The following is a 22455-nucleotide window of genomic DNA, read 5'->3' as shown; positions in this document are numbered from 1 at the left end:
CTCGGTCCTGAGAGCCCCCGGGCTGCAACCCGGCCCCAGGTTCATGCCATGCCCGCACAGGCTGCGCATCTCGAAGACGAAAGTTTCAACTGGTGAGTGAGACAACGCACGACGGAGGAGTCGCGGTGAGCGCGCCTCCGTCGCCCGACGAGGGACTCACGGCGGCCCAGCTCGCCGCCAAGTACGGGCTGGCCGTCAGCGGCGCCCGTCCCTCGCTGTTCGAGTACATCCGCCAGCTCTGGGACCGGCGGCACTTCATCCTCGCGTTCTCGCGGGCGAAGCTGACCGCCCAGTACAGCCAGGCGAAGCTCGGGCAGCTCTGGCAGGTGGCCACCCCGCTGCTCAACGCGGCCGTGTACTTCTTCATCTTCGGCCTGATCCTCGAGGCCGACCGGGGCATGAACCGCGAGGTGTACGTCCCGTTCCTGGTCACGGGCGTCTTCGTGTTCACCTTCACCCAGAGCTCGGTGATGGCCGGCGTCCGCGCGATCTCCGGCAACCTCGGCCTGGTCCGCGCCCTGCACTTCCCGCGCGCCTCACTGCCGATCTCCTTCGCGCTGCAGCAGCTCCAGCAGCTGCTGTACTCGATGATCGTGCTGTTCGCCGTGGCACTGATCTTCGGCAGCTACCCGGCCATGTCCTGGCTGCTGATCGTCCCCGTGCTGGTCCTGCAGTTCTTCTTCAACACCGGCCTGGCGATGATCATGGCCCGGGCGGGCGCCAAGACGCCGGACCTCGCGCAGCTCATGCCGTTCGTGATGCGTACGTGGATGTACGCGTCCGGCGTGATGTTCTCCATCCCGGTCATGCTCAAGGACAAGCCGGCGTGGATCGCCGACGTCCTGCAGTGGAACCCGGCCGCGGTCTACATGGACCTGATGCGCTTCGCGCTCATCGACGGCTACGGCTCCTCGAACCTCCCCGACCACGTCTGGGCGGTCGCGCTCGGCTGGGCCGTGCTGTTCGCGGCGGGCGGCTTCGTGTACTTCTGGAAGGCGGAGGAGAGGTACGGCCGTGGCTGAGCAGAACACCGACGCGCGCATTCCCACCGTCATCGCGGACGAGCTGCACATCGTCTACCGCGTCAACGGCGCCAAGACCGGCAAGGGCAGCGCCACCGCCGCCCTCAGCCGCATCCTCAAGCGGGGCGAGGAACGCGGGGTCCGCAAGGTGCACGCCGTCCGCGGGGTCTCCTTCGTCGCCTACCGCGGCGAGGCCATCGGCCTGATCGGCTCCAACGGCTCCGGCAAGTCCACCCTGCTGCGGGCCATCGCCGGTCTGCTCCCGCCGGAGAAGGGCAAGGTCTACACCGACGGCCAGCCCTCACTGCTGGGCGTGAACGCGGCGCTGATGAACGACCTGACCGGCGAGCGCAACGTCATATTGGGCGGGCTCGCCATGGGGATGTCCCGCGAGCAGATCAAGGAGCGCTACCAGGGGATCGTCGACTTCTCGGGCATCAACGAGAAGGGCGACTTCATCACCCTGCCGATGCGCACGTACTCCTCCGGCATGGCGGCCCGGCTGCGCTTCTCCATCGCCGCCGCCAAGGACCACGACGTCCTCATGATCGACGAGGCGCTGGCCACCGGCGACCGCAAGTTCCAGAAGCGCTCCGAGGAACGCATCCGCGAGCTGCGCAAGGAAGCCGGCACCGTGTTCCTCGTCAGTCACAACAACAAGTCGATCCGAGACACCTGCAACCGCGTCCTGTGGCTGGAACGTGGCGAGCTGCGCATGGACGGACCGACGGACGAGGTCCTCAAGGAGTACGAGAAGTTCACGGGCAAGTAGTCCACCCGGACATGGGCCGTCCGGCCCAGCACGCTTCCCCGGGCCCCGCCGGAACTGCCCCGGCGGGGCCCCGCGTCTGCAAAGGAAACGTCAACTCCGGTCGGTTTGAGGAATCTTGGCGCCAATCGGTGTGTTGTTGTGATGCGCAGGACACCCCCACAGGCCCGGCCTCGTTGTACAACGTAAGCTGTACCGGTACCGAAACGCGGCAAGTAGGGCGATAAGGAACGCCACCTTCCCTGGGGCCGCGGTGCGGGCGGCTGGGCGGCGTGTCCGAAATAGTATGCATTGGGTCGGCGGTGTAGAACGGGAGATGTGACGGCAATGGCTATGGAAACTCCCCAGGTCAACGCAGTAGCCTGTGCCGTCCCCGCCCCGGGCAGTCAACGGTGACGGGACCGGCCGGGGGCGCGGGTGACCCGGAGCGCGGCACGCTCGACAAGGCCGCCGCGGAGAACTTCCCCGTCGCGCCGTTCTTCCTGCCCAGGGCCTGGCGCGCCGACCTCATGGCCGTCTACGGCTTCGCCCGCCTCGTCGACGACATCGGTGACGGCGATCTCGCCCCCGGCGGCGCCGACGCCCGGCTGCTCGGCGTGTCGGCCGCGGACGCCGAGGACCGCCTGGTCCTGCTCGATGCCTTCGAGGCCGACCTGCGCCGGGTCTTCGACGGCACCCCGCGCCACCCGCTGCTCCGCCGCCTGCAGCCGACCGTCCGCCGCCGCTCGCTGACCCCCGAGCCCTTCCTCGGCCTGATCGCCGCCAACCGCCAGGACCAGCTCGTCGGGCGGTACGAGACCTACGACGATCTCCTTGCCTACTGCGAACTGTCCGCCAACCCCGTCGGCCGTCTCGTCCTCGCCGTCACCGGCACCGAGACCCCCGAGCGGATCCGCCGCTCCGACGCGGTGTGCACGGCACTTCAGATCGTCGAGCACCTTCAGGACATCGCCGAGGACCTCGGCCGTGACCGGATCTATCTGCCGGCCCAGGACATGAAGCGCTTTCACGTCCAGGAAACCGATCTGTCGGTGAAAACAGCGGGCGCATCGGTGCGCGCGCTGGTTGCATATGAAGCCGAACGTGCCCAAAGCCTCCTGAATGAAGGCACCCCCCTGGTGGGTAGCGTCCACGGCAGGCTCAAGCTGCTGCTCGCGGGTTTCGTGGCGGGGGGAAGGGCGGCGATCCGCGCGATCGCCGCCGCCGAATACGACGTACTTCCCGGCCCGCCCAAGGCGAGCAAGCTCCAACTGCTGCGCGAGGTGGGCGTGACTCTGCGAGGAGAGGGGTGATCCGGACCGTGGAGTCTGCACCACACGTGTCCGCACCGGTACTCGCCGCCTACAGCTACTGCGAGGCCGTCACCGGACGGCAGGCCCGTAACTTCGCCTACGGCATCCGCCTGCTGCCCACGCCCAAGCGCCGCGCGATGTCCGCGTTGTACGCGTTCTCGCGCCGCGTCGACGACATCGGCGACGGCGCGCTGACCGGCGAGGTCAAGGCCGCCAGACTCGAGGAAACCCGGGAGCTGCTGACCCGGGTCCGCGACCGGGCGGTCGACGAGGACGACATCGACCCCGTGGCCGTGGCCCTCGCCCACGCCGCCGGCACCTTCCCCATCCCGCTCGGCGGACTGGACGAGCTCATCGACGGTGTCCTGATGGACGTGCGCGGGGAGACCTACGAGACCTGGGACGATCTGAAGGTCTACTGCCGCTGTGTCGCCGGCGCCATCGGGCGCCTCTCGCTCGGTGTGTTCGGCACGGAACCGGGGGCGCGCGGCGCCGAGCGCGCGCCGGAGTATGCCGACACGCTCGGGCTCGCGCTGCAACTCACCAACATCCTGCGGGACGTCCGCGAGGACGCCGAGGGCGGGCGCGTCTATCTGCCCTCCGACGACCTCGCCAAATTCGGCTGCTCGTCAGGATTCAGCGGGCCGACACCACCGGAGGGCTCCGACTTCGCGGGCCTCGTGCACTTCGAAGTGCGTCGGGCCCGCGCCCTTTTCGCCGAGGGCTACCGGCTGCTCCCGATGCTCGACCGGCGCAGCGGTGCCTGTGTCGCCGCCATGGCCGGCATCTACCGCCGCCTCCTCGACCGCATCGAGCGCGACCCGGCGGCCGTGCTGCGCGGCCGGGTCTCCCTGCCCGGGCGCGAGAAGGCCTACGTCGCCGTGCGCGGTCTGAGCGGTCTGGACGCCCGGCATGCCGGCCGTCGTACCGTCAGGAGGCGCGCCTGATGGACATTCCGGTCCAAGGTGATGCCACCGGCGAAAAGTGGCGGGCAACCCTCCGCTGCCGGGCCGCGTCCCTGACTGAGACGGCCGGCCGTGCGGCGTTCGAGCACCGGCACCGCGGTCGCGCAGGGGAGGGTGCACGATGACCGACGGCATGCGGCCCGAAGAGTCGCTCGCGGACATCCCCGGACGCTCCGGGACCGCCGTCGTGGTCGGCGGCGGGCTCGCCGGCATCACCGCCGCGCTCGCGCTCGCCGACGCCGGGGTGCGCGTCACCCTGATCGAGGGTCGCCCGCGGCTTGGTGGCCTGGCCTTCTCCTTCCAGCGCGGCGAACTCACCGTCGACAACGGACAGCACGTGTACCTGCGCTGCTGCACCGCCTACCGCTGGTTCCTCGACCGCATCGAGGGGACGTCGCTGGCACCGTTGCAGGATCGCCTCGACGTGCCCGTGCTCGACCTGGCGCGGCCCGAGGGCCGACGGCTCGGCAGACTGCGGCGCGACGCGCTGCCCGTACCCCTGCACCTGGGCCGGAGCCTGGCGACGTACCCGCATCTGTCACTCGCCGAGCGTGCCAAGGTCGGTCGTGCCGCGCTCGCGCTCCAGGGGCTCGACCTCGCCGATCCGACCCTGGACACGCAGGACTTCGGCAGCTGGCTGACCACGCACGGTCAGTCGGCGCGTGCCATCGAGGCCCTGTGGGACCTGGTCGGGGTCGCCACCCTCAACGCGGTCGCGGGCGACGCCTCGCTGGGGCTCGCCGCGATGGTGTTCAAGACCGGTCTGCTGTCCGACCCGGGCGCGGCCGACATCGGCTGGGCGCGCGTCCCGCTGGGCGAACTGCACGACCGGCTGGCCCGCAAGGCGCTCGACTCGGCGGGCGTTCGTATCGAGGTCCGTACACGCGTCACCTCCATCTCCACTGACGAGAACGGACGTTGGAGCGTCCAGGTTCCCGGCGAGACGCTTCAGGCGGACGCCGTCGTGCTCGCCGTGGCGCAGCGCGAGGCGTACGACCTGCTGCCCGAGGGTGCGCTCGACGCGCCGGAGCAGCTCCTCGAGATCGGTACCGCGCCGATCCTCAACGTCCATGTCGTGTACGACCGCAAGGTCCTCAGCCGTCCGTTCTTCGCGGCCCTCGGCACCCCCGTGCAGTGGGTCTTCGACCGGACCGAGGCCTCCGGCCTGCGGGACGGCCAGTACCTCGCCCTGTCCCAGTCGGCGGCGCAGGACGAGATCGACGAACCCGTCGCCGAGCTGCGCGAGCGCTATCTGCCCGAACTGGAACGGCTGTTGCCCAGGGCACGCGGCGCGCAGGTGAGGGATTTCTTCGTGACCAGGGAGCGCACCGCGACGTTCGCCCCCACCCCCGGCGTCGGGCGGCTGCGGCCCGGCGCCCGTACCAAGGCCCCCGGCCTCTACCTGGCCGGAGCGTGGACCGCCACAGGGTGGCCCGCGACCATGGAGAGTGCGGTCCGCAGTGGCGTGAGTGCGGCGGGCGCCGCGCTGAGCGCCCTGGGCCGGCCCCGCCCGAGTCACCTCTTCGACGTGGAAGAGGCGGCCTGATGATCCATCAGCTCGGCGCGGCAGACCCCCGCACCCCCGGTACCGCAACAAGAGGAGAGACTGTGCCCACTGTGCCCCCGGCCGAGAAGGCCGCTCGAGAGACCGCGGTGGACGTGACCGCGCTCCTGGAGCGCGGTAGGACCCTGGCCACCCCGGTACTGCGGGCGGCGATCGACCGCCTGGCCCCTCCCATGGACACCGTTTCCGCCTACCACTTCGGCTGGATCGACGCCGACGGCAACCCCACGGCCGGCGACGGCGGCAAGGCCGTACGCCCCGCCCTCGCGGTGCTCTCCGCCGAGGTCACCGGCGCCGCGCCCGAGGTCGGCATCCCCGGTGCCGTCGCCGTCGAGCTGGTCCACAACTTCTCGTTGCTGCACGACGACCTGATGGACGGCGACGAACAGCGCCGCCACCGCGACACGGTCTGGAAGGTGCACGGCCCCGCCCAGGCCATCCTCGTCGGTGACGCTCTGTTCGCCCTGGCCAACGAGGTCCTGCTCGAACTCGGCACCGTCGAGGCCGGCCGCGCCACCCGCCGGCTGACCACCGCCACCCGGGCCCTGATCGACGGTCAGGCGCAGGACATCTCCTACGAGCACCGCGACCGGGTCAGCGTCGAGGAGTGCCTGGAGATGGAAGGCAACAAGACCGGTGCCCTGCTCGCCTGCGCCAGCTCCATCGGCGCGGTGCTCGGCGGCGCGGACGAGCGTACCGCCGACACCCTGGAGAAGTACGGCTACCACCTGGGCCTCGCCTTCCAGGCCGTCGACGACCTGCTCGGCATCTGGGGCGACCCGGTCTCCACCGGCAAGCAGACCTGGAGCGACCTGCGCCAGCGCAAGAAGTCCCTGCCGGTCGTGGCCGCCCTCGCGGCGGGCGGTTCCGCCTCCGAGCGGCTCGGCGAGATCCTCGCCGCCGACGCCAAGAGCAGCGACTTCGAGAACTTCTCCGAGGAGGAGTTCGCGGCCCGCGCCGCCCTCATCGAAGAGGCGGGCGGCCGTGAGTGGACCGCCGAAGAGGCGCGCCGTCAGCACGCCATCGCCGTCGAGGCCCTCGACGCCGTCGACATGCCCGAGCAGGTGCGGGACCGGTTCACGGCACTCGCCGACTTCGTCGTCGTACGAAAGAGATGATCCCCACCGGGCGAAAAGAGATGATCAGTATCGGTCGAATAGCCCTCGCGTAGTCGCCGGCCGGTGCCGCTGGAAGAAGTGCACCGGCCGACGGCGGACCCACAGCAGACGCACTACCTGTAGCACTGCACGAAGGGGAAGCCATGACAGCGACGACCGACGGAAGCGCCGGGGCACTGCCGCCCCGGGCAGCCGCGGCCAGCGACACCGACAGCGAAACCCCCGTGGCGGCCGGGGTTCACGAGGCCGCCGAACGCGCGGTACGGCGCGCCACCGACTTCCTGCTGGCGAAGCAGGACGCCCAGGGCTGGTGGAAGGGCGACCTCGAGACGAACGTCACGATGGACGCCGAAGACCTGCTGCTCCGTCAGTTCCTGGGGATCCGGGACGAGAAGACCACGCGGGCCGCCGCGCTCTTCATCCGCGGCGAGCAGCGCGAGGACGGCACCTGGGCCACCTTCTACGGCGGGCCCGGCGAACTCTCCACCACCGTCGAGGCGTACGTCGCCCTCCGCCTGGCCGGCGACGCGCCGGACGCCCCGCACATGGCCAAGGCCTCCGCCTGGATCCGCAAGCAGGGCGGCATCGCCGCATCCCGGGTCTTCACCCGGATCTGGCTGGCCCTGTTCGGCTGGTGGAAGTGGGAGGACCTGCCCGAACTCCCGCCGGAGCTCATCTACTTCCCCAAGTGGTTCCCGCTCAACATCTACGACTTCGGTTGCTGGGCCCGGCAGACCATCGTCCCGCTGACGATCGTCTCCGCGAAGCGCCCGGTACGGCCCGCGCCCTTCCCACTCGACGAACTGCACACCGACCCGGCCCAGCCGAACCCGCCCAAGCCCCTCGCTCCGGCGGCCAGTTGGGACGGTGCCTTCCAGCGGCTGGACAAGGCGCTGCACCGGCTGCGCAAGGTCGCTCCCCGCAAGCTGCGCAGAGCCGCCATGAACAGCGCGGCCCGCTGGATCATCGAGCGGCAGGAGAACGACGGCTGCTGGGGAGGCATCCAGCCGCCGGCCGTGTACTCGATCATCGCCCTCCACCTGCTCGGCTACGACCTCGAACACCCCGTCATGCGCGAGGGACTGGCGTCGCTGGACCGTTTCGCCGTGTGGCGTGAGGACGGGGCCCGGATGATCGAGGCGTGCCAGTCGCCGGTCTGGGACACGTGCCTGGCGACCATCGCGCTGATCGACGCGGGCGTGCCCGCCGACCATCCGCAGCTCGTCAGGGCCGCGGACTGGATGCTGGGAGAGGAGATCGTCCGGCCCGGCGACTGGACGGTCAAGCGCCCCCAACTGCCGCCCGGCGGCTGGGCGTTCGAGTTCCACAACGACAACTACCCTGACATCGACGACACCGCCGAGGTGGTCCTCGCACTGCGCCGCGTCGAGCACCACGACCCGGAGCGGGTGGAGAAGGCGATCGGTCGGGGCGTGCGCTGGAACCTCGGGATGCAGTCGAGGAACGGGGCCTGGGGCGCCTTCGACGTCGACAACACCAGCCCCTTCCCCAACCGGCTGCCGTTCTGCGACTTCGGCGAGGTCATCGACCCACCGTCGGCCGACGTCACCGCGCACGTCGTCGAGATGCTCGCGGTCGAGGGCCTGGCCCACGACCCGCGCACCCGGCGCGGCATCCAGTGGCTGCTCGCCGAGCAGGAGCCGGACGGCTCGTGGTTCGGACGCTGGGGCGTGAACTACGTCTACGGCACCGGATCGGTCGTACCCGCCCTCGTGGCCGCCGGTGTCCCGGGCTCGCACCCGGCGATCCGCCGTGCCGTCACCTGGCTGGAGTCCGTGCAGAACGACGACGGCGGCTGGGGCGAGGACCTGCGCTCCTACAAGTACGTCAAGGAGTGGAGCGGCAAGGGCGCCTCGACCGCCTCGCAGACCGCGTGGGCGCTGATGGCGCTGCTGGCCGCGGGAGAGAAGGACTCCAAGGCCGTCGAGCGCGGCGTCGAGTGGCTCGCGGTCACCCAGCGGGAGGACGGCTCCTGGGACGAGCCGTACTTCACCGGCACCGGGTTCCCCTGGGACTTCTCGATCAACTACCACCTCTACCGGCAGGTCTTCCCCCTCACCGCGCTCGGCCGGTACGTGCACGGCGAGCCCTTCGCCGAGCTGGCCGTGAAGAGCGGGGCGCCCGGGAAACCGCTGGCCGAGGCCAAGGGGGGCTGATGAGCCCACAGCCCGCTCCGGCCCCGCTGCTGATCGCCTGCGCGCTCGGCATTGAGCAGCTCGCGCTGCGCACGGGTGAGCGGGGCGGGGCCGGCGGGCCGGTCACCGTGCTCCGTACGGGCATGGGGCCCCGGGCGGCTGAACGCTCCGTCACCCGGATGCTGGCCGACCCGGCCCTCAGCGGGGCCGCCGTGCTCGCCACGGGCTTCTGCGCCGGGCTCGCTCCCGGGATGCACCCCGGTGATCTGGTGGTCGCCGAGGAGACCCGGGATCCGGCGGGAACCATTCCGTGCACCGGGACCGACCTACTCGTCAAAGAGCTTGTGCGGACCGTTCCCGGCCGCACCGTCCACACCGGACCACTCACCGGCTCCGATCACGTCATCCGTGGTCAGGAACGGTCCGACCTGCTCTCGACCGGCGCTATCGCGGTCGACATGGAGTCGGCGGCCACACTCCTGAGCGCCGTACGCACGGGCGAGCGCCCGGTTGCGGCCGTCCGGGTGGTCGTGGACGCTCCAGAACATGAACTCGTCCGGATCGGCACGTTGCGCGGTGGAATATCTGCTTTCCGCGTCCTTCGTTCCGTCCTGCCCGCTTTCTATGAATGGCACCGTTCTTTGCTGCTCCCCAGGAGGTGAGCCAGATGGCCATGCCGCTGCGTCAGTCCATCAAGGTCGCTACTTACTTGGCCGAACAGAAGCTCCGCAGGCGGGACAAGTTTCCCCTCATCGTCGAGCTGGAACCGCTCTATGCCTGCAACCTCAAGTGCGAGGGCTGCGGCAAGATCCAGCATCCCGCCGGAGTGCTGAAGCAGCGGATGCCCGTCGCTCAGGCCGTGGGAGCGGTGCTCGAATCCGGTGCGCCGATGGTGTCCATCGCTGGCGGCGAGCCCCTGATGCATCCTCAGATCGACGAGATCGTGCGCCAGTTGGTGGCCAGGCGGAAGTACGTCTTCCTGTGCACCAACGCCATGCTGCTGCGCAAGAAGATGGACAAGTTCAAGCCCTCGCCGTACTTCGCGTTCGCCGTGCACATCGACGGGCTGCGCGAGCGCCACGACGAGTCGGTGGCGAAGGAGGGGGTGTTCGACGAGGCGGTGGAGGCCATCAAGGAGGCCAAGAGGCGCGGCTTCCGGGTCACCACCAACTCGACCTTCTTCAACACCGACACCCCGCAGACCATCGTCGAGGTCCTCAACTACCTCAACGACGACCTCAAGGTCGACGAGATGATGATCTCGCCCGCCTACGCCTACGAGAAGGCCCCCGACCAGGAGCACTTCCTCGGCGTGGAGCAGACCCGCGAACTGTTCAGGAAGGCCTTCGCGGGCGGCAACCGGCGCCGCTGGCGGCTGAACCACTCGCCGCTGTTCCTCGACTTCCTCGAGGGCAAGGTGGACTTCCCGTGCACCGCGTGGGCGATCCCGAACTACTCCCTGTTCGGCTGGCAGCGCCCCTGCTACCTGATGGCCGACGGGTACGTCCCCACGTACCGCGAGCTCATCGAGGAGACCGACTGGGACAAGTACGGCCGCGGCAAGGACCCGCGCTGCGCCAACTGCATGGCGCACTGCGGCTACGAGCCCACCGCGGTCCTGGCCACCATGGGCTCGCTCAAGGAGTCGCTGCGCGCGATGCGCGAGACGGTCTCCGGAAACCGGGAGTGACACGATGACCGCCATCCCCTTGGGTGTCCCCGAGGTACCGGTCCGGCCGGTCGCCGAGCGGCGTGAGTCGCGGCGGATCCAGGTCGGTCCGGTGGCGGTCGGGGGCGGTGCCCCGGTGTCGGTGCAGTCGATGACGACGACCCGTACGTCCGACATCGGTGCCACCCTCCAGCAGATCGCCGAGCTGACGGCGTCCGGCTGCCAGATCGTGCGCGTGGCCTGCCCGACGCAGGACGACGCCGACGCCCTCGCGACCATCGCCCGCAAGTCCCAGATCCCGGTGATCGCGGACATCCACTTCCAGCCGAAGTACGTGTTCGCCGCCATCGAGGCGGGCTGTGCGGCCGTACGGGTGAACCCCGGCAACATCAAACAGTTCGACGACAAGGTCAAGGAGATCGCGCGGGCCGCCAAGGACCACGGCACGCCGATCCGCATCGGCGTCAACGCCGGCTCGCTCGACAAGCGGCTGCTGCGCAAGTACGGCAAGGCCACGCCGGAGGCGCTCGTGGAGAGCGCGCTGTGGGAGGCGTCGCTGTTCGAGGAGCACGATTTCCGGGACATCAAGATCTCGGTGAAGCACAACGACCCGGTCGTGATGATCGAGGCGTACCAGCAGCTCGCGGCCCAGTGCGACTACCCGCTGCACCTCGGGGTCACCGAGGCCGGTCCCGCCTTCCAGGGCACGATCAAGTCGGCCGTCGCCTTCGGCGCCCTGCTGTCGCGGGGGATCGGCGACACGATCCGGGTGTCCCTGAGCGCCCCGCCCGCCGAGGAGGTCAAGGTCGGCATCCAGATCCTGGAGTCGCTGAACCTCAGGCAGCGGCGCCTGGAGATCGTCTCCTGCCCGTCGTGCGGCCGCGCGCAGGTCGACGTCTACAAGCTGGCCGACGAGGTGACCGCCGGCCTGGAGGGCATGGAAGTGCCCTTGCGGGTAGCCGTCATGGGCTGTGTGGTCAACGGCCCGGGCGAGGCACGGGAGGCGGACCTCGGGGTCGCCTCCGGAAACGGCAAGGGGCAGATCTTCGTCAAGGGCGAGGTCATCAAGACCGTCCCCGAGTCCAGGATCGTCGAGACCCTGATCGAAGAGGCGATGAAGATCGCCGAGCAGATGGAACAGGACGGGGCCGCATCGGGCGCCCCCACCGTCACGGGGAAACCAGCAGTGACGGTGAGTTGAAGCAAGGCACGGACCGAGAGGGGGCCCGAGCGTGACGATTCTGGAGAGCATCCGGGGACCACGCGACCTGAAGGCGCTGTCCGAGGCGGAACTCGATGATCTGTCCCATGAAATCCGGGAGTTCCTGGTGCACGCGGTCGCCAGGACCGGCGGACACCTCGGGCCCAACCTGGGGGTGGTGGAACTCTCCATCGCGCTCCACCGGGTCTTCGAGTCACCGGTCGACCGCATTGTCTGGGACACCGGTCACCAGAGCTACGTACACAAGCTTTTGACGGGACGTCAGGACTTCTCCAAGCTGCGCGGCAAGGGCGGCCTGTCCGGCTACCCCTCGCGCGAGGAGTCCGAGCACGACATCGTCGAGAACAGCCACGCCTCCACCGCGCTCGGCTGGGCCGACGGGCTCGCCAAGGCCCGTCAGGTGCAGGGGGAGAAGGGGCACGTCGTCGCGGTGATCGGCGACGGGGCGCTGACCGGTGGCATGGCCTGGGAGGCGCTGAACAACATCGCGGCCGCCAAGGACCGGCCGCTGATCATCGTCGTCAACGACAACGAACGGTCGTACGCCCCGACCATCGGCGGCCTCGCCAACCATCTGGCCACCCTGCGCACGACCGACAGCTACGAGAGGGTCCTGGCCTGGGGGAAGGACGTACTGCTCAGGACCCCGCTGGTGGGCAACACGATCTACGAGTCCCTGCACGGGGCGAAGAAGGGGTTCAAGGACGCCTTCGCACCGCAGGGCATGTTCGAGGACCTAGGACTGAAGTACGTCGGACCGATCGACGGACACGACATCGGTGCCGTCGAGTCCGCGCTCAGGCGGGCCAAGCGCTTCCACGGGCCCGTGCTGATCCACTGCCTCACGGAGAAGGGACGCGGCTACGAACCCGCCCTCGCCCACGAGGAGGACCACTTCCACACCGTCGGCGTGATGGACCCGCTGACCTGCGAGCCGCTCGCGCCGTCGGGCGGGCCGTCCTGGACCTCGGTGTTCGGTGACGAGATCGTGCGGATCGGTCAGGAGCGGGAGGACGTCGTGGCGATCACGGCGGCCATGCTGCACCCCGTCGGGCTCGGCAAGTTCGCGGAGCGGTTCCCGGACCGGGTGTGGGACGTCGGGATCGCCGAGCAGCACGCGGCCGTGTCGGCGGCCGGGCTGGCGACCGGGGGGCTGCATCCCGTCGTCGCCGTCTACGCCACGTTCCTCAACCGTGCCTTCGACCAGCTGCTGATGGACGTCGCCCTGCACCGGTGCGGGGTGACCTTCGTGCTGGACCGGGCCGGCGTCACGGGCGCCGACGGGCCCTCCCACAACGGCATGTGGGACATGTCGATCCTGCAGGTCGTGCCCGGCCTGCGGATCGCCGCGCCGCGCGACGCCGACCAGTTGCGGGCGCAACTGCGCGAGGCCGTGGCCGTGGACGACGCGCCGACGCTCGTACGGTTCCCGAAGGAGTCGGTCGGGCCGTCGATCCCGGCGGTCGACCGAGTGGGCGGCCTGGACGTGCTGCACCGGGACGAGGACGAGCCGGACGTCCTCCTCGTCGCCGTCGGCGTGATGGCGCCGGTGTGCCTCCAGGCCGCCGATCTCCTGCGGGCGCGCGGCATCAACTGCACCGTCGTCGACCCGCGTTGGGTCAAGCCGGTCGACCCCGCGCTGGCCCCCCTCGCCGCACAGCACCGGCTGGTGGCCGTCGTCGAGGACAACAGCCGCTCGTCCGGGGTCGGCGCCGCCGTGGCACTGGCACTGAACGACGCCGAAGTCGATGTACCCGTACGGCGGTTCGGTATCCCGGAGCAGTTCCTCGCGCATGCCAAGCGGGGCGAGGTGCTCGCCGACATCGGGCTCACGCCCGTGGAGATCGCCGGTCGGATCAGCGCGAGCCTCGCCCTCAAGGAGGCCGAGGACACCCTGGCCGGCCCGGACCGGGGCGAGGGCGGCCATGACGGCCGTACCGTCGTGCCAGTCAAGGAGAAAGCCGAATGACCACGGAGTTCGACCTCGGCCACCTCCTCGCCGAGCGCGGAGCCGAGCGCTACGAGTTGCACGGCAGGCACCTCAACCACCAGCTCCCGCGCATGCTGCACACCATCGGCTTCGACAAGGTCTACGAGCGGGCCGAGGGCGCGTACTTCTGGGACGCGGACGGTGACGACTACCTGGACATGCTCGCCGGGTTCGGGGTGATGGGACTGGGGCGCCACCACCCCGTCGTCCGCAAGGCGCTGCACGACGTCCTCGACGCCGGCCTCGCCGACCTCACCCGCTTCGACTGCCAGCCGCTGCCCGGGCTGCTGGCCGAGAAGCTGCTCGCGCACAGTCCGCACCTGGACCGGGTGTTCTTCGCCAACAGCGGGACGGAGGCGGTGGAGACCGCGCTGAAGTTCGCGCGGTTCGTCACCGGCAAGCCGCGGATCCTGTACTGCGACCACGCCTTCCACGGGCTGACCACGGGCTCGCTGTCGGTGAACGGCGAGTCCGGCTTCCGGGACGGCTTCGCGCCCTTGCTGCCGGACACGGCCGTACCCCTGGGTGATGTCGACGTCCTCGCGCGGGAGTTGAAGAAGGGAGATGTGGCGGCGCTCATCGTCGAGCCGATCCAGGGCAAGGGCGTGCACGAGGCCCCGCCCGGCTACCTGCGGGCCGCCCAGGAACTGCTGCACAGGCACAAGGCGCTGCTCATCGCCGACGAGGTGCAGACGGGACTGGGCCGGACCGGCGACTTCTACGCCTACCAGCACGAGGACGGTGTCGGGCCGGACCTGGTGTGCGTGGCCAAGGCCCTCTCGGGTGGCTATGTGCCGGTCGGGGCCACCCTCGGCAAGGACTGGATCTTCAAGAAGGTCTACTCGTCCATGGACCGCGTCCTGGTCCATTCGGCGAGCTTCGGATCCAACGCGCAGGCCATGGCGGCCGGGCTCGCGGTCCTGTCCGTCATCGAGAACGAGCAGATCGTCGCGAACGCGCGCGCTACCGGGGAGCAGCTGAGGTCCCGGCTCGCGGCGCTGATCGACAAGTACGAGCTCCTCGCCGACGTCCGCGGCCGGGGCCTGATGATCGGCATCGAGTTCGGCAGGCCCGACTCGCTGAAGCTGCGGAGCCGTTGGGCCATGCTGCAGGCCGCGCGCAAGGGCCTGTTCGCGCAGATGGTCGTCGTACCGCTGCTGCGGCGGCACCGCATCCTCACCCAGGTCTCCGGCGACCACCTGGAGGTGATCAAGCTGATCCCCCCGCTGATCATCGGTGAGCGGGAGGTGGACCGGTTCGTCGACGCCTTCACGGAGGTGATGGACGACGCGCACAGTGGGGGCGGGCTGATGTGGGACTTCGGCAAGACATTGATCAAGCAGGCGGTTGCCAACCGGTGAGGGTATGAGGTTCCTGATGCCGGGCCGGTCGAGAGGCTTTTGCCTCTGAGGCAAGAAATTTGCCGCAGGGGCAAGCCTCCGGCTGAATTGAGCGCATGAGCTCTCCCGAGAACGAGCCCGAGGGCGATTCGACGGCGCCGGGCGAGGCCCTGCCCGTCGTCGCGCCTCAGCTCCGGGCCCTGCGCCGCCGGGCGGCACTCACCCTGGAGGCCGCGGCCCGCGCCGCCGGACTGTCGCCCGCCCACCTCTCCCGGCTGGAGACCGGGCAACGCCAGCCCTCACTGCCGATGCTGCTCGCACTCGCGCGCATCTACGGTACGACCGTCTCGGAGCTGCTCGGCGAGACGGTCGCAGACCGGGACGCCATCGTGCGGGCCGTCGACATGGAGCCGACAGCGGCCGGCGGCTGGACGTACTGGCAGGCGGGCGCTCCCGGGCGCGGGATGCAGGCCCTGCGCGTCCATGTGCCGTACGGATCGCAGGGCGACATCGTGCGCGTGCACCCCGGCGAGGAATGGCTCCACGTCCTCAAGGGGCGGCTGCGGCTGACCCTCGGGGACACCGCGCACCGGCTCGAGCCCGGCGACAGCGCGCACTTCGACTCGCTCACCCCGCACCGCATCGCCGCCCAGGACCAGGACGGGGTCGAGCTTCTCTTCGTCCACACCCTGCTGCAGAGCCCCACGGCCACCCTGTGCCTGGGCCCCACCCCTGGAGAGACGCCATGAGCGACATGGAGGAGAAGTTCCCGCGCGCCCTGTGGGTGCGGCTCATCATCTACATCGCGGTGGGTCATGTCTTCGCGGCCTTCATCTACCTGCTGTTCGAGGCCGGAGCGACGTAGGCGCGGGAGCAGGGCACAGGGCGGGAGGGTCGTCGAGGCCGGGAGGGCACGGTGGCCGGCGTCAGTCGAGCAGCCGCTCCCGCAGTCGCTCCCGGGCCTCCGGGGTGATCCCCAGCCCCTGCTCCAGGTAGGCGTCGACGCCGCCCCATGTCTCCTCGATGGTCTCGAAGGCCGCCGTCAGATATTCGGCGCGCGCGTCGAACAGTGGGTTCAGCAGCTCCATGACCTCGGGGGAGTAGGCCGCGGCGTCGCTGCCGCTGCGGCGCACCTTGTAGCGGCGGTGCTTGGCGTTGGACTCCAGGTAGTCGGCGACGATCGCTTCGCGCTCGACGCCGAGGGCGAGCAGCGTCACGGCGATGGACAGGCCGGCCCGGTCCTTGCCGGCCGCGCAGTGCATCAGGGCGGGGACGCTGTCCTCCGCGAGCGCGTGCAGCACCTGGGAGTGCTCGGCGGTGCGCTCCTTGATGATCGTGCGATACGAGGCGATCATCCGGTTCGCGGCCTTGCCGTCGGCGAGGATCTCCCGCAGCTGGTCGATGTTGCCGTCGCGGACCATCTTCCAGAATTCCGCGCCGTCCGCCGGATCGCTCAGCGGCAGGTTCACATTGCGCACCCCCGTCAGCTCGACGTCCGGCCCTTCGAGCTTCTGGTCGGCCGCGTTGCGGAAGTCGAAGATCGTGTGCAGGCCCAGGGAGCCGAGGAAGGCGGCGTCCTCCTCGGTCGCGTGCGCCAGGTGGCCGCTGCGGAACAGCACTCCGTATCGCACCCGCCGTCCGTCCACGGTCGGCAGGCCGCCCACGTCGCGGAAGTTGCGGACTCCGGCCAGCTCGGGCTCGGTCGACGGGATCTGCTGCGTCACGGGGGCTCCTCCCGGTCGGCCCCGCCGACGCGGCTCGGCGGTGCGGCCGACGGGGTGCGCTCTCGACCATACGACATGGATTCCTGGGGCAATGAGTTGTCCACAGGGCGTTGCAGCGGAGCCCCTCGACCTTGATGATGTTGGTGCTTGAGTGGACCTGTTCGAATATGTGAGGGCCTGATGCTGGAAATCTCCGACCGTGGACGCACCTGGGTTCTTTCCGGGCCGACCAGCAGTTACGCCCTCCATCTGACGGAGGCCGACGAACTGCTGCACCTGCACTGGGGCCCGCGGATCGCGCTCGCCGACGCCGAGGAGCTGGCCGCGCGCCCGCTCGCGGACTTCCGGGGCTTCGAGTCGCAACTCGACGGACGCGAGGAGTACCCGGTCGAGGGCGGTCCCCGTTTCGTGCGGCCGGCCCTGTCCGTGCGCACCGACGAACGGCGCGGCACCGAGTGGACCTTCGAGGCGTACGAGACCGACGGCGCGGAGGGCTCCGAGGGTGCGGAGCTGCGGCTGCGGTTCCGGGACGGCGGGCTGGGCATCACGCTGCACTACCGGATGCGCGACGACGTGGTGGAGCGCTGGGTGACCCTCGACAACCAGGGGCCCGACCTGGAGCTGCTGCGCGCCGACTCCGCGACCTGGACCCTGCCCGACCGCGAGGACTGGCGGCTGTCCCAGCTGCATGGGCGGTGGGCAGCGGAGTCCCGGCTGACGCGGTCGTCCCTCACCTACGGTGAGAAGGTCATCGGCAGCCGCCGCGGCCACACCGGGCACCCCCTCCTGCCATGGGTCGCGCTCGACACCGACGCCGGCGAGGAGCACGGCGAGGTCTACGGCTGCGCCCTCGGCTGGTCGGGCTCCTGGCGGATCTCGGTGGCCCAACTGCCGGACGCGCGCGTGCAGATCACCGGCGGGGTCGGATACGACGACTCGGGTCTGCTGCGGCTGGCGGCGGGGGAGTCGTTCGTGACGCCCGTCTTCGCCGGGCTGTGGAGCGACGGCGGCTTCGGGGGCGCGAGCCGTGCCTGGCACGCCTACCAGCGCGCCCATGTCATCCCCGACGCCGATCAGGACCGGCCGGTTCTCTTCAACTCCTGGGAGGCGACGGAGTTCGACATCTCCGAGGAGCAGCAGGGCACCCTCGCGCGACGGGCCGCCGCGATCGGCGTCGAGCTGTTCGTCGTCGACGACGGCTGGTTCGGGGCGCGCACCAGCGACCGCGCCGGGCTCGGCGACTGGACGCCCAACCCGGACCGCTTCCCGTCCGGCCTCAAGCCCCTCGCCGACTACGTGCACGCCCTCGGCATGCAGTTCGGCATCTGGGTCGAGCCGGAAATGGTCAATCCGGACAGCGAGCTCTACCGGGCCCACCCGGACTGGGTGCAGTATCAGACCGGACGAAAGCGGACGGAGTTCCGCAATCAGCTCGTATTGAACCTCGCGCGCGAAGACGTCCAGGAATACCTCTGGAACCGGCTCGACGAGCTCCTCTCCAGCGCTCCCGTCGACTATGTGAAGTGGGATTTCAACCGCTGCTTCAGCGACGCGGGCTGGCCCGGTGAGCCGTACCCGCAGCGGCTCTGGGTCGACCACGTCCGCGCCTTCTACGCCCTGTTGGACCGGCTCCGGGCCGCCCACCCGGGCGTCGCCTTCGAGTCCTGCTCGGGCGGGGGTGGCCGGATCGACCTCGGCGTGCTGAGTCGTACGGACCAGGTGTGGACGTCCGACAACACCGACCCGCTCGACCGGCTCGCCATCCAGCACGGCTTCAGTCAGATCCATCCGGCGCGGGTCATGGCCGCCTGGGTCACCGACAGCCCGAACAACCAGCTCAACGGCCGGGTCAGCTCGCTGCGGTTCCGCTTCGTGAGCGCCATGGCCGGGGTGCTCGGCGTCGGCGGAGACCTCACGCGGTGGACCGAGGAGGAGCTCGCCGAGGCGCGGGAGTGGGTGGAGGTCTACAAGGGGATCCGGCCCGTCGTGCAGCGTGGGGACCTCTACCGGCTGCGGCCCCCGCGCGGCGGGCTCAGCGCGGTGCAGTACGTGCTCGGGGCCGAGACGGTCGTCCTCGCCTGGCTCCAGGCGCAGAGCTACGGCGAGGCCGTACCGGCGCTGCGACTGCGCGGACTCGACCCGACAGCGTCGTACGAATGCCTCGAAACGGGCGAAGTGCACCGAGGTGCCGTATTGCTGCATCACGGACTGCGCACCGGCCTGCGCGGCGACCTCGATGCGGCAGTTATCCGTCTGCGTCGCATCTAGGGGTTCTGTCCGAATTGGCGCCTTCATTCCAACTCGCTCTGGCGTAAAGGAAGCTGGAGCGGAGTCACGTGAGGAGCGTCATATTCGTGACCGTGCGTCGCCCGTCATGTTCATGTAATTCACGTGCTTTTCAAGGGGTTTTGAGTCGGGCGACGTACCCATAATTCACGCAGGGTGACCGAGAATTCCCACAAGGGATCAACAGGAACGCATTCGGACGGAACCTCTCACTTGTTCCCGTGCGTCTTCCTCGCTTACGTTCGCCACCAATCCGGACGGACGCCGAATCCTGCCGCCGACCGGAGCCCGCACCGACTCACCCGACCATGGCAGGAGCGGGGGACCCACAGGTACAACGCCTGTTCCGGTCTCCGGAACAGGCTTGGGGTAAAGCCGCGTTTCAGCGCGGCCGGGCATCTCCAGCCCGCACCCGACAGCTCACCTCGCAGGCGCCGGAGAGGAATTCGCCATGCCCGCGAAGGGTAAGCACCGCCGCCCGAAGTCCCTGCGCTTCACCCGCTCCATAGCCGTCGCCGGAACCGGCGGAGCCGCTCTCGCCCTCCCGCTCATCGGGGCCACCGGCGCCCATGCCGCTCCCGCGCAGTCCGTTTCGGAAAAGGCCGTTCAGGCTCTTCCGGTCGCCGAGAAGAAGGCGGCCGAGAAGAAGGCCGCAGAGAAGAAGGACGCGGCTCAGAAGACGGATGTGCGGACCTATTCGGTGAGGGTCGGCGACTACCTTTCGAAGATCGCCGACGAGCAGAACGTCAGCGGTGGCTGGAAGAAGCTCTACGCCGACAACCGCGAGGTCGTCGGCTCGGACCCGTCGCTCATCCACCCCGGTCTGAAGCTCACGATCGGTGGCAAGAAGGCCGCGACGAGCACCCCCAAGACGTCGCCCTCTTCCTCGTCTTCCTCCTCGTCGCCCTCGAAGTCGTCGGATTCATCGGATTCTTCCGCCTCGAAGTCCTCCGCGACCAAGACGACCAAGGCTGCCCAGAGCGCCGAGACCACCAGCACCGCCAGTGGCTTCAGTGCCCCGCTGTCCTCGGCCGCCGTCGGCACCGCCTACAAGGTGGCGGGCAGCATGTGGTCCAGCGGCTACCACACCGGCGTCGACTTCTCCGCTCCGACCGGCACCTCGCTGAAGGCCGTCGGCGCGGGCACCGTGGTCTCCGCGGGCTGGGGCGGCGCGTACGGCAACCAGGTCGTCATCCAGCTCGCCGACGGCTATTACGCCCAGTACGCCCACCTGTCCTCGCTCTCCGTCTCGGCCGGCCAGACCGTGACCGCGGGCCAGCAGATCGGCCTCTCCGGCGCGACCGGCAATGTGACCGGCCCGCACCTGCACTTCGAGATCCGCACCACGCCGGACTACGGCTCGGACGTGGACCCGGTCGCCTACCTCCGCTCCAAGGGTGTCGCCATCGGTTGATCCCCCGCCGACCTCCCCCACTCTCGGTTTCGCTCGAGCGGGGGTACCCCCACCACCTGACACGCTGCCGAAGGCCGGACCCCGATCCCCGGGTCCGGCCTTCGGTGTGTTCCGGCTCGACAGGTCGTGATCGCCGCATTGCGGTCCTGTGGCGGGCGCGGCGAGAGGGTCGACGGAGAGGGAGGGGGAGGGGCACAGTGATCTACGCACCGCTGCAAGCGCTTTCCCTTGCCTCCCGGAAGGAGCCGTCCCTCGTGACGACCACGCGTAGAGCCGTCGGAGCCCTGGCCGTTGGCGCCACCGTAGCCGCCCTTGCCCCCGCGGGCACCGCCGCCGCGGCCCCGCGCCGTCGCAGGCTGATCGCCCACGACAACTTCCGTCATGGTCTCGGCCGGTGGGCCGTGGAACTGGAGAAGGGCGGCACCGTCACCGCCTCGCGCGGGGCCCTGGAGGTCGACGTGCCCGCGGGTGCGACGATCTGGTTCAGGAAGCGGCTGGAAGGCCCGTACGCCATCGAGTACACGGCCACGCCCATATCGGCAGGCGGCGCCAACGACCGCGTCTCCGACCTCAACAACTTCTGGAACGCCACCGACGTCCGTTGCCCGGACGACCTGTTCGCGACACGGCGAGGCGGGGCGCTGGCGGAGTACGACTACCTCAAGACGTACTACGTCGGCTACGGAGCCAACACGAACACCACCACACGGCTGCGCAGATACGTAGGTGAGGCCGGGGTCCGTCCGCTGGTCCACGACTACACCGAGCCGCTGCTCGTGGCGAACGAGCCCCACCGGGTCCGGATCGTCTCCGACGGCCCGACCGTGCGGTGGTGGAACAACGGGCGGCTCGTCTTCGACTTCACCGACCCGGAGCCGTACGACGGTGGGCACTTCGCCTTCCGGACGACCTGGAGCCACTTCCGGTTCAGCGAGTTCCGGGTGTGGCGGTTGAGCCCACAACACCCCTGATCAGAGGCTTATTCCAGATTTGGTCAACACTTGGGGAGTGGCTTATCTCACCGCCCGTCAACCCTTCCCTACGGTCGCGTAGGTCACATTCGAAGGTGAATCATGCCGGTGTGACAGGCGATTCGAAGAGTGACAGCAGATCAGTGATCGGGTCGTACGTCGCGGTGGGGGACAGCTTCACCGAGGGCGTCGGCGACCCCGGCCCCGACGGGGCGTTCGTCGGCTGGGCCGACCGCTTCGCGGTCCTGCTCGCGGACCGGCGGCCCGAGGGCCACTTCGACTACACCAACCTCGCCGTGCGCGGCAAACTGCTCGACCAGATCGTCGAGGACCAGCTCCCGAAAGCCGTGGAACTGGCCCCGGACCTGGTCTCGTTCTGCGCGGGCGGCAACGACATCATCCGGCCAGGCACCGACCCCGACGAGGTGGCCGAGCGCTTCGAGCGGGCGATCGTCCAGCTCACCTCCGCGGTCGGCACCGTCATGGTGACGACCGGCTTCGACACCCGTGGCGTGCCCGTGCTGAAGCATCTGCGCGGCAAGATCGCCACCTACAACGGCCATGTGCGGGCCATCGCCGACCGGTACGGCTGCCCGGTGCTCGACCTGTGGTCCCTGAAGACCATCCAGGACCGCCGGGCCTGGGACGACGACCGGCTCCACCTGTCTCCCGAGGGGCACACGCGCGTGGCGCTCCGCGCGGGCCAGGTCCTCGGTCTGGAGGTGCCGGCCGACCCGGACCAGCCCTGGCCGCCGCTCCCGCCCCGCGGCACCCTCGAGATCCGCCGGGACGACGTCCACTGGGCCCGTGAGTACCTGGTGCCGTGGATCGGTCGGCGCCTGCGCGGCGAGTCGTCGGGGGACCACGTGACGGCCAAGGGCGCGCTGTCGCCGGACGACATCAAGTCGCGGATCGAATGGGTGGCTTGAGGCCGGTGCCTTGAGGTCGGTGCC

General features: G+C 69.8%; 20 protein-coding genes and 1 riboswitch. Of the genes, 19 read left to right on the top strand and 1 reads right to left on the bottom strand.

The features are described from left to right. The first annotated feature begins 92 nt into the window (after window positions 1-92). The 15 genes from IF78_RS0112115 to IF78_RS43565 all read left to right on the top strand — a co-directional run bounded on the left by IF78_RS0112115 (window position 93) and on the right by IF78_RS43565 (window position 15972). Window positions 93-1022, top strand: coding sequence for an ABC transporter permease (locus IF78_RS0112115; RefSeq protein WP_031481078.1), 930 nt, complete (start codon window positions 93-95; stop codon window positions 1020-1022). Further along, window positions 1015-1794 carry an ABC transporter ATP-binding protein gene (locus tag IF78_RS0112110; RefSeq protein ID WP_031481080.1) on the top strand — a complete coding sequence of 260 codons (780 nt, stop codon included), beginning with the start codon at window positions 1015-1017 and terminating at the stop codon, window positions 1792-1794. Before IF78_RS0112115 ends, IF78_RS0112110 begins: the two co-directional genes overlap by 8 nt. Window positions 1795-2183: 389 nt before the next feature. Next, window positions 2184-3083, top strand: coding sequence for a squalene synthase HpnC (gene hpnC / locus IF78_RS0112105; RefSeq protein ID WP_031481082.1), 900 nt, complete (start codon window positions 2184-2186; stop codon window positions 3081-3083). Next, complete coding sequence (hpnD, locus tag IF78_RS0112100; RefSeq protein WP_031481084.1) at window positions 3080-4030, top strand: presqualene diphosphate synthase HpnD; 951 nt, start codon at window positions 3080-3082, stop codon at window positions 4028-4030. The genes hpnC and hpnD overlap by 4 nt, the downstream gene beginning before the upstream one ends. After that, window positions 4030-4173: a DUF6380 family protein gene (locus tag IF78_RS50845; protein ID WP_369122747.1), complete on the top strand. Its 144-nt coding sequence runs from the start codon at window positions 4030-4032 to the stop codon at window positions 4171-4173. The genes hpnD and IF78_RS50845 overlap by 1 nt, the downstream gene beginning before the upstream one ends. Further along, entirely contained in the window at window positions 4170-5594 is a 1425-nt protein-coding gene (gene hpnE / locus IF78_RS0112095) for a hydroxysqualene dehydroxylase HpnE (RefSeq protein ID WP_031481085.1), read from the top strand. Before IF78_RS50845 ends, hpnE begins: the two co-directional genes overlap by 4 nt. A 71-nt stretch (window positions 5595-5665) precedes the next feature. Continuing rightward, window positions 5666-6730, top strand: a complete 1065-nt coding sequence (locus tag IF78_RS0112090; protein ID WP_031481086.1) for a polyprenyl synthetase family protein — start codon at window positions 5666-5668, stop codon at window positions 6728-6730. Between the two features lie 143 nt (window positions 6731-6873). Further along, the gene (gene shc / locus IF78_RS0112085; protein ID WP_031498244.1) at window positions 6874-8907 is read left to right on the top strand and encodes a squalene--hopene cyclase; all 2034 of its coding nucleotides are present in this window, start codon (window positions 6874-6876) and stop codon (window positions 8905-8907) included. Continuing rightward, complete coding sequence (locus IF78_RS0112080; protein ID WP_031481088.1) at window positions 8907-9548, top strand: 5'-methylthioadenosine/S-adenosylhomocysteine nucleosidase family protein; 642 nt, start codon at window positions 8907-8909, stop codon at window positions 9546-9548. Before shc ends, IF78_RS0112080 begins: the two co-directional genes overlap by 1 nt. 5 nt (window positions 9549-9553) lie before the next feature. Then, window positions 9554-10576: an adenosyl-hopene transferase HpnH gene (hpnH, locus tag IF78_RS0112075; protein WP_031481089.1), complete on the top strand. Its 1023-nt coding sequence runs from the start codon at window positions 9554-9556 to the stop codon at window positions 10574-10576. A 4-nt stretch (window positions 10577-10580) separates the two neighbouring features. Beyond that, on the top strand, window positions 10581-11756 hold the full coding sequence (gene ispG / locus IF78_RS0112070) for a flavodoxin-dependent (E)-4-hydroxy-3-methylbut-2-enyl-diphosphate synthase (protein ID WP_031481090.1): 1176 nt from the start codon (window positions 10581-10583) through the stop codon (window positions 11754-11756). Window positions 11757-11787: 31 nt separating this feature from the next. Next, on the top strand, window positions 11788-13746 hold the full coding sequence (dxs, locus tag IF78_RS0112065; RefSeq protein ID WP_031481091.1) for a 1-deoxy-D-xylulose-5-phosphate synthase: 1959 nt from the start codon (window positions 11788-11790) through the stop codon (window positions 13744-13746). Then, window positions 13743-15128, top strand: a complete 1386-nt coding sequence (locus IF78_RS0112060; protein ID WP_031481092.1) for an aspartate aminotransferase family protein — start codon at window positions 13743-13745, stop codon at window positions 15126-15128. The genes dxs and IF78_RS0112060 overlap by 4 nt, the downstream gene beginning before the upstream one ends. 95 nt (window positions 15129-15223) lie before the next feature. Then, window positions 15224-15856 (top strand): helix-turn-helix domain-containing protein, encoded by a 633-nt coding sequence (locus IF78_RS0112055; protein ID WP_031481093.1) that lies wholly within the window; start codon window positions 15224-15226, stop codon window positions 15854-15856. Continuing rightward, entirely contained in the window at window positions 15853-15972 is a 120-nt protein-coding gene (locus IF78_RS43565) for a DUF6126 family protein (RefSeq protein ID WP_037640273.1), read from the top strand. The genes IF78_RS0112055 and IF78_RS43565 overlap by 4 nt, the downstream gene beginning before the upstream one ends. A gap of 61 nt (window positions 15973-16033) precedes the next feature. Here the strand turns inward: IF78_RS43565 and IF78_RS0112045 are convergent, their stop codons facing one another. Further along, the gene (locus IF78_RS0112045; RefSeq protein WP_031481094.1) at window positions 16034-16831 is read right to left on the bottom strand and encodes a tyrosine-protein phosphatase; all 798 of its coding nucleotides are present in this window, start codon (window positions 16829-16831) and stop codon (window positions 16034-16036) included. A 180-nt stretch (window positions 16832-17011) separates the two neighbouring features. On the opposite strand from IF78_RS0112045, the gene IF78_RS0112040 reads away from it, so the two are divergent. The 4 genes from IF78_RS0112040 (at window position 17012) to IF78_RS0112025 (ending at window position 22431) form a co-directional block, all read left to right on the top strand. After that, on the top strand, window positions 17012-19099 hold the full coding sequence (locus IF78_RS0112040; RefSeq protein WP_031481095.1) for an alpha-galactosidase: 2088 nt from the start codon (window positions 17012-17014) through the stop codon (window positions 19097-19099). Window positions 19100-19406: 307 nt separating this feature from the next. Then, window positions 19407-19564: riboswitch (cyclic di-AMP (ydaO/yuaA leader) on the top strand. A 4-nt stretch (window positions 19565-19568) separates the two neighbouring features. Then, a complete protein-coding gene (locus IF78_RS0112035) occupies window positions 19569-20531 on the top strand; it encodes a LysM peptidoglycan-binding domain-containing M23 family metallopeptidase (RefSeq protein ID WP_031481096.1) in 963 nt (320 codons plus the stop codon). Between the two features lie 254 nt (window positions 20532-20785). Beyond that, window positions 20786-21502 carry a DUF6250 domain-containing protein gene (locus tag IF78_RS0112030; protein WP_031481097.1) on the top strand — a complete coding sequence of 239 codons (717 nt, stop codon included), beginning with the start codon at window positions 20786-20788 and terminating at the stop codon, window positions 21500-21502. Between the two features lie 143 nt (window positions 21503-21645). Then, entirely contained in the window at window positions 21646-22431 is a 786-nt protein-coding gene (locus tag IF78_RS0112025; protein WP_031481098.1) for an SGNH/GDSL hydrolase family protein, read from the top strand. The last annotated feature ends 24 nt before the right edge of the window (window positions 22432-22455 follow it).

The sequence above is a fragment of the Streptomyces bicolor genome, from assembly GCF_000719285.1.
GTDB lineage: Bacteria > Actinomycetota > Actinomycetes > Streptomycetales > Streptomycetaceae > Streptomyces > Streptomyces bicolor.
The sequence above is the reverse complement of the archived record's forward strand: the minus strand, read 5'-3'. Positions and strand labels throughout refer to the sequence as shown.

What these genes read in the sequence shown, in the direction of transcription:
- hpnE (WP_031481085.1), top strand. Translation starts at nt 4,170, where the DNA reads ATGACCGACGGCATGCGGCCCGAAGAGTCGCTCGCGGACATCCCCGGA.
- ispG (WP_031481090.1), top strand. Translation starts at nt 10,581, where the DNA reads ATGACCGCCATCCCCTTGGGTGTCCCCGAGGTACCGGTCCGGCCGGTC.
- IF78_RS0112055 (WP_031481093.1), top strand. Translation starts at nt 15,224, where the DNA reads ATGAGCTCTCCCGAGAACGAGCCCGAGGGCGATTCGACGGCGCCGGGC.
- IF78_RS50845 (WP_369122747.1), top strand. Translation starts at nt 4,030, where the DNA reads ATGGACATTCCGGTCCAAGGTGATGCCACCGGCGAAAAGTGGCGGGCA.
- IF78_RS43565 (WP_037640273.1), top strand. Translation starts at nt 15,853, where the DNA reads ATGAGCGACATGGAGGAGAAGTTCCCGCGCGCCCTGTGGGTGCGGCTC.
- shc (WP_031498244.1), top strand. Translation starts at nt 6,874, where the DNA reads ATGACAGCGACGACCGACGGAAGCGCCGGGGCACTGCCGCCCCGGGCA.
- hpnH (WP_031481089.1), top strand. Translation starts at nt 9,554, where the DNA reads ATGGCCATGCCGCTGCGTCAGTCCATCAAGGTCGCTACTTACTTGGCC.
- IF78_RS0112035 (WP_031481096.1), top strand. Translation starts at nt 19,569, where the DNA reads ATGCCCGCGAAGGGTAAGCACCGCCGCCCGAAGTCCCTGCGCTTCACC.
- IF78_RS0112040 (WP_031481095.1), top strand. Translation starts at nt 17,012, where the DNA reads ATGCTGGAAATCTCCGACCGTGGACGCACCTGGGTTCTTTCCGGGCCG.
- IF78_RS0112060 (WP_031481092.1), top strand. Translation starts at nt 13,743, where the DNA reads ATGACCACGGAGTTCGACCTCGGCCACCTCCTCGCCGAGCGCGGAGCC.
- IF78_RS0112080 (WP_031481088.1), top strand. Translation starts at nt 8,907, where the DNA reads ATGAGCCCACAGCCCGCTCCGGCCCCGCTGCTGATCGCCTGCGCGCTC.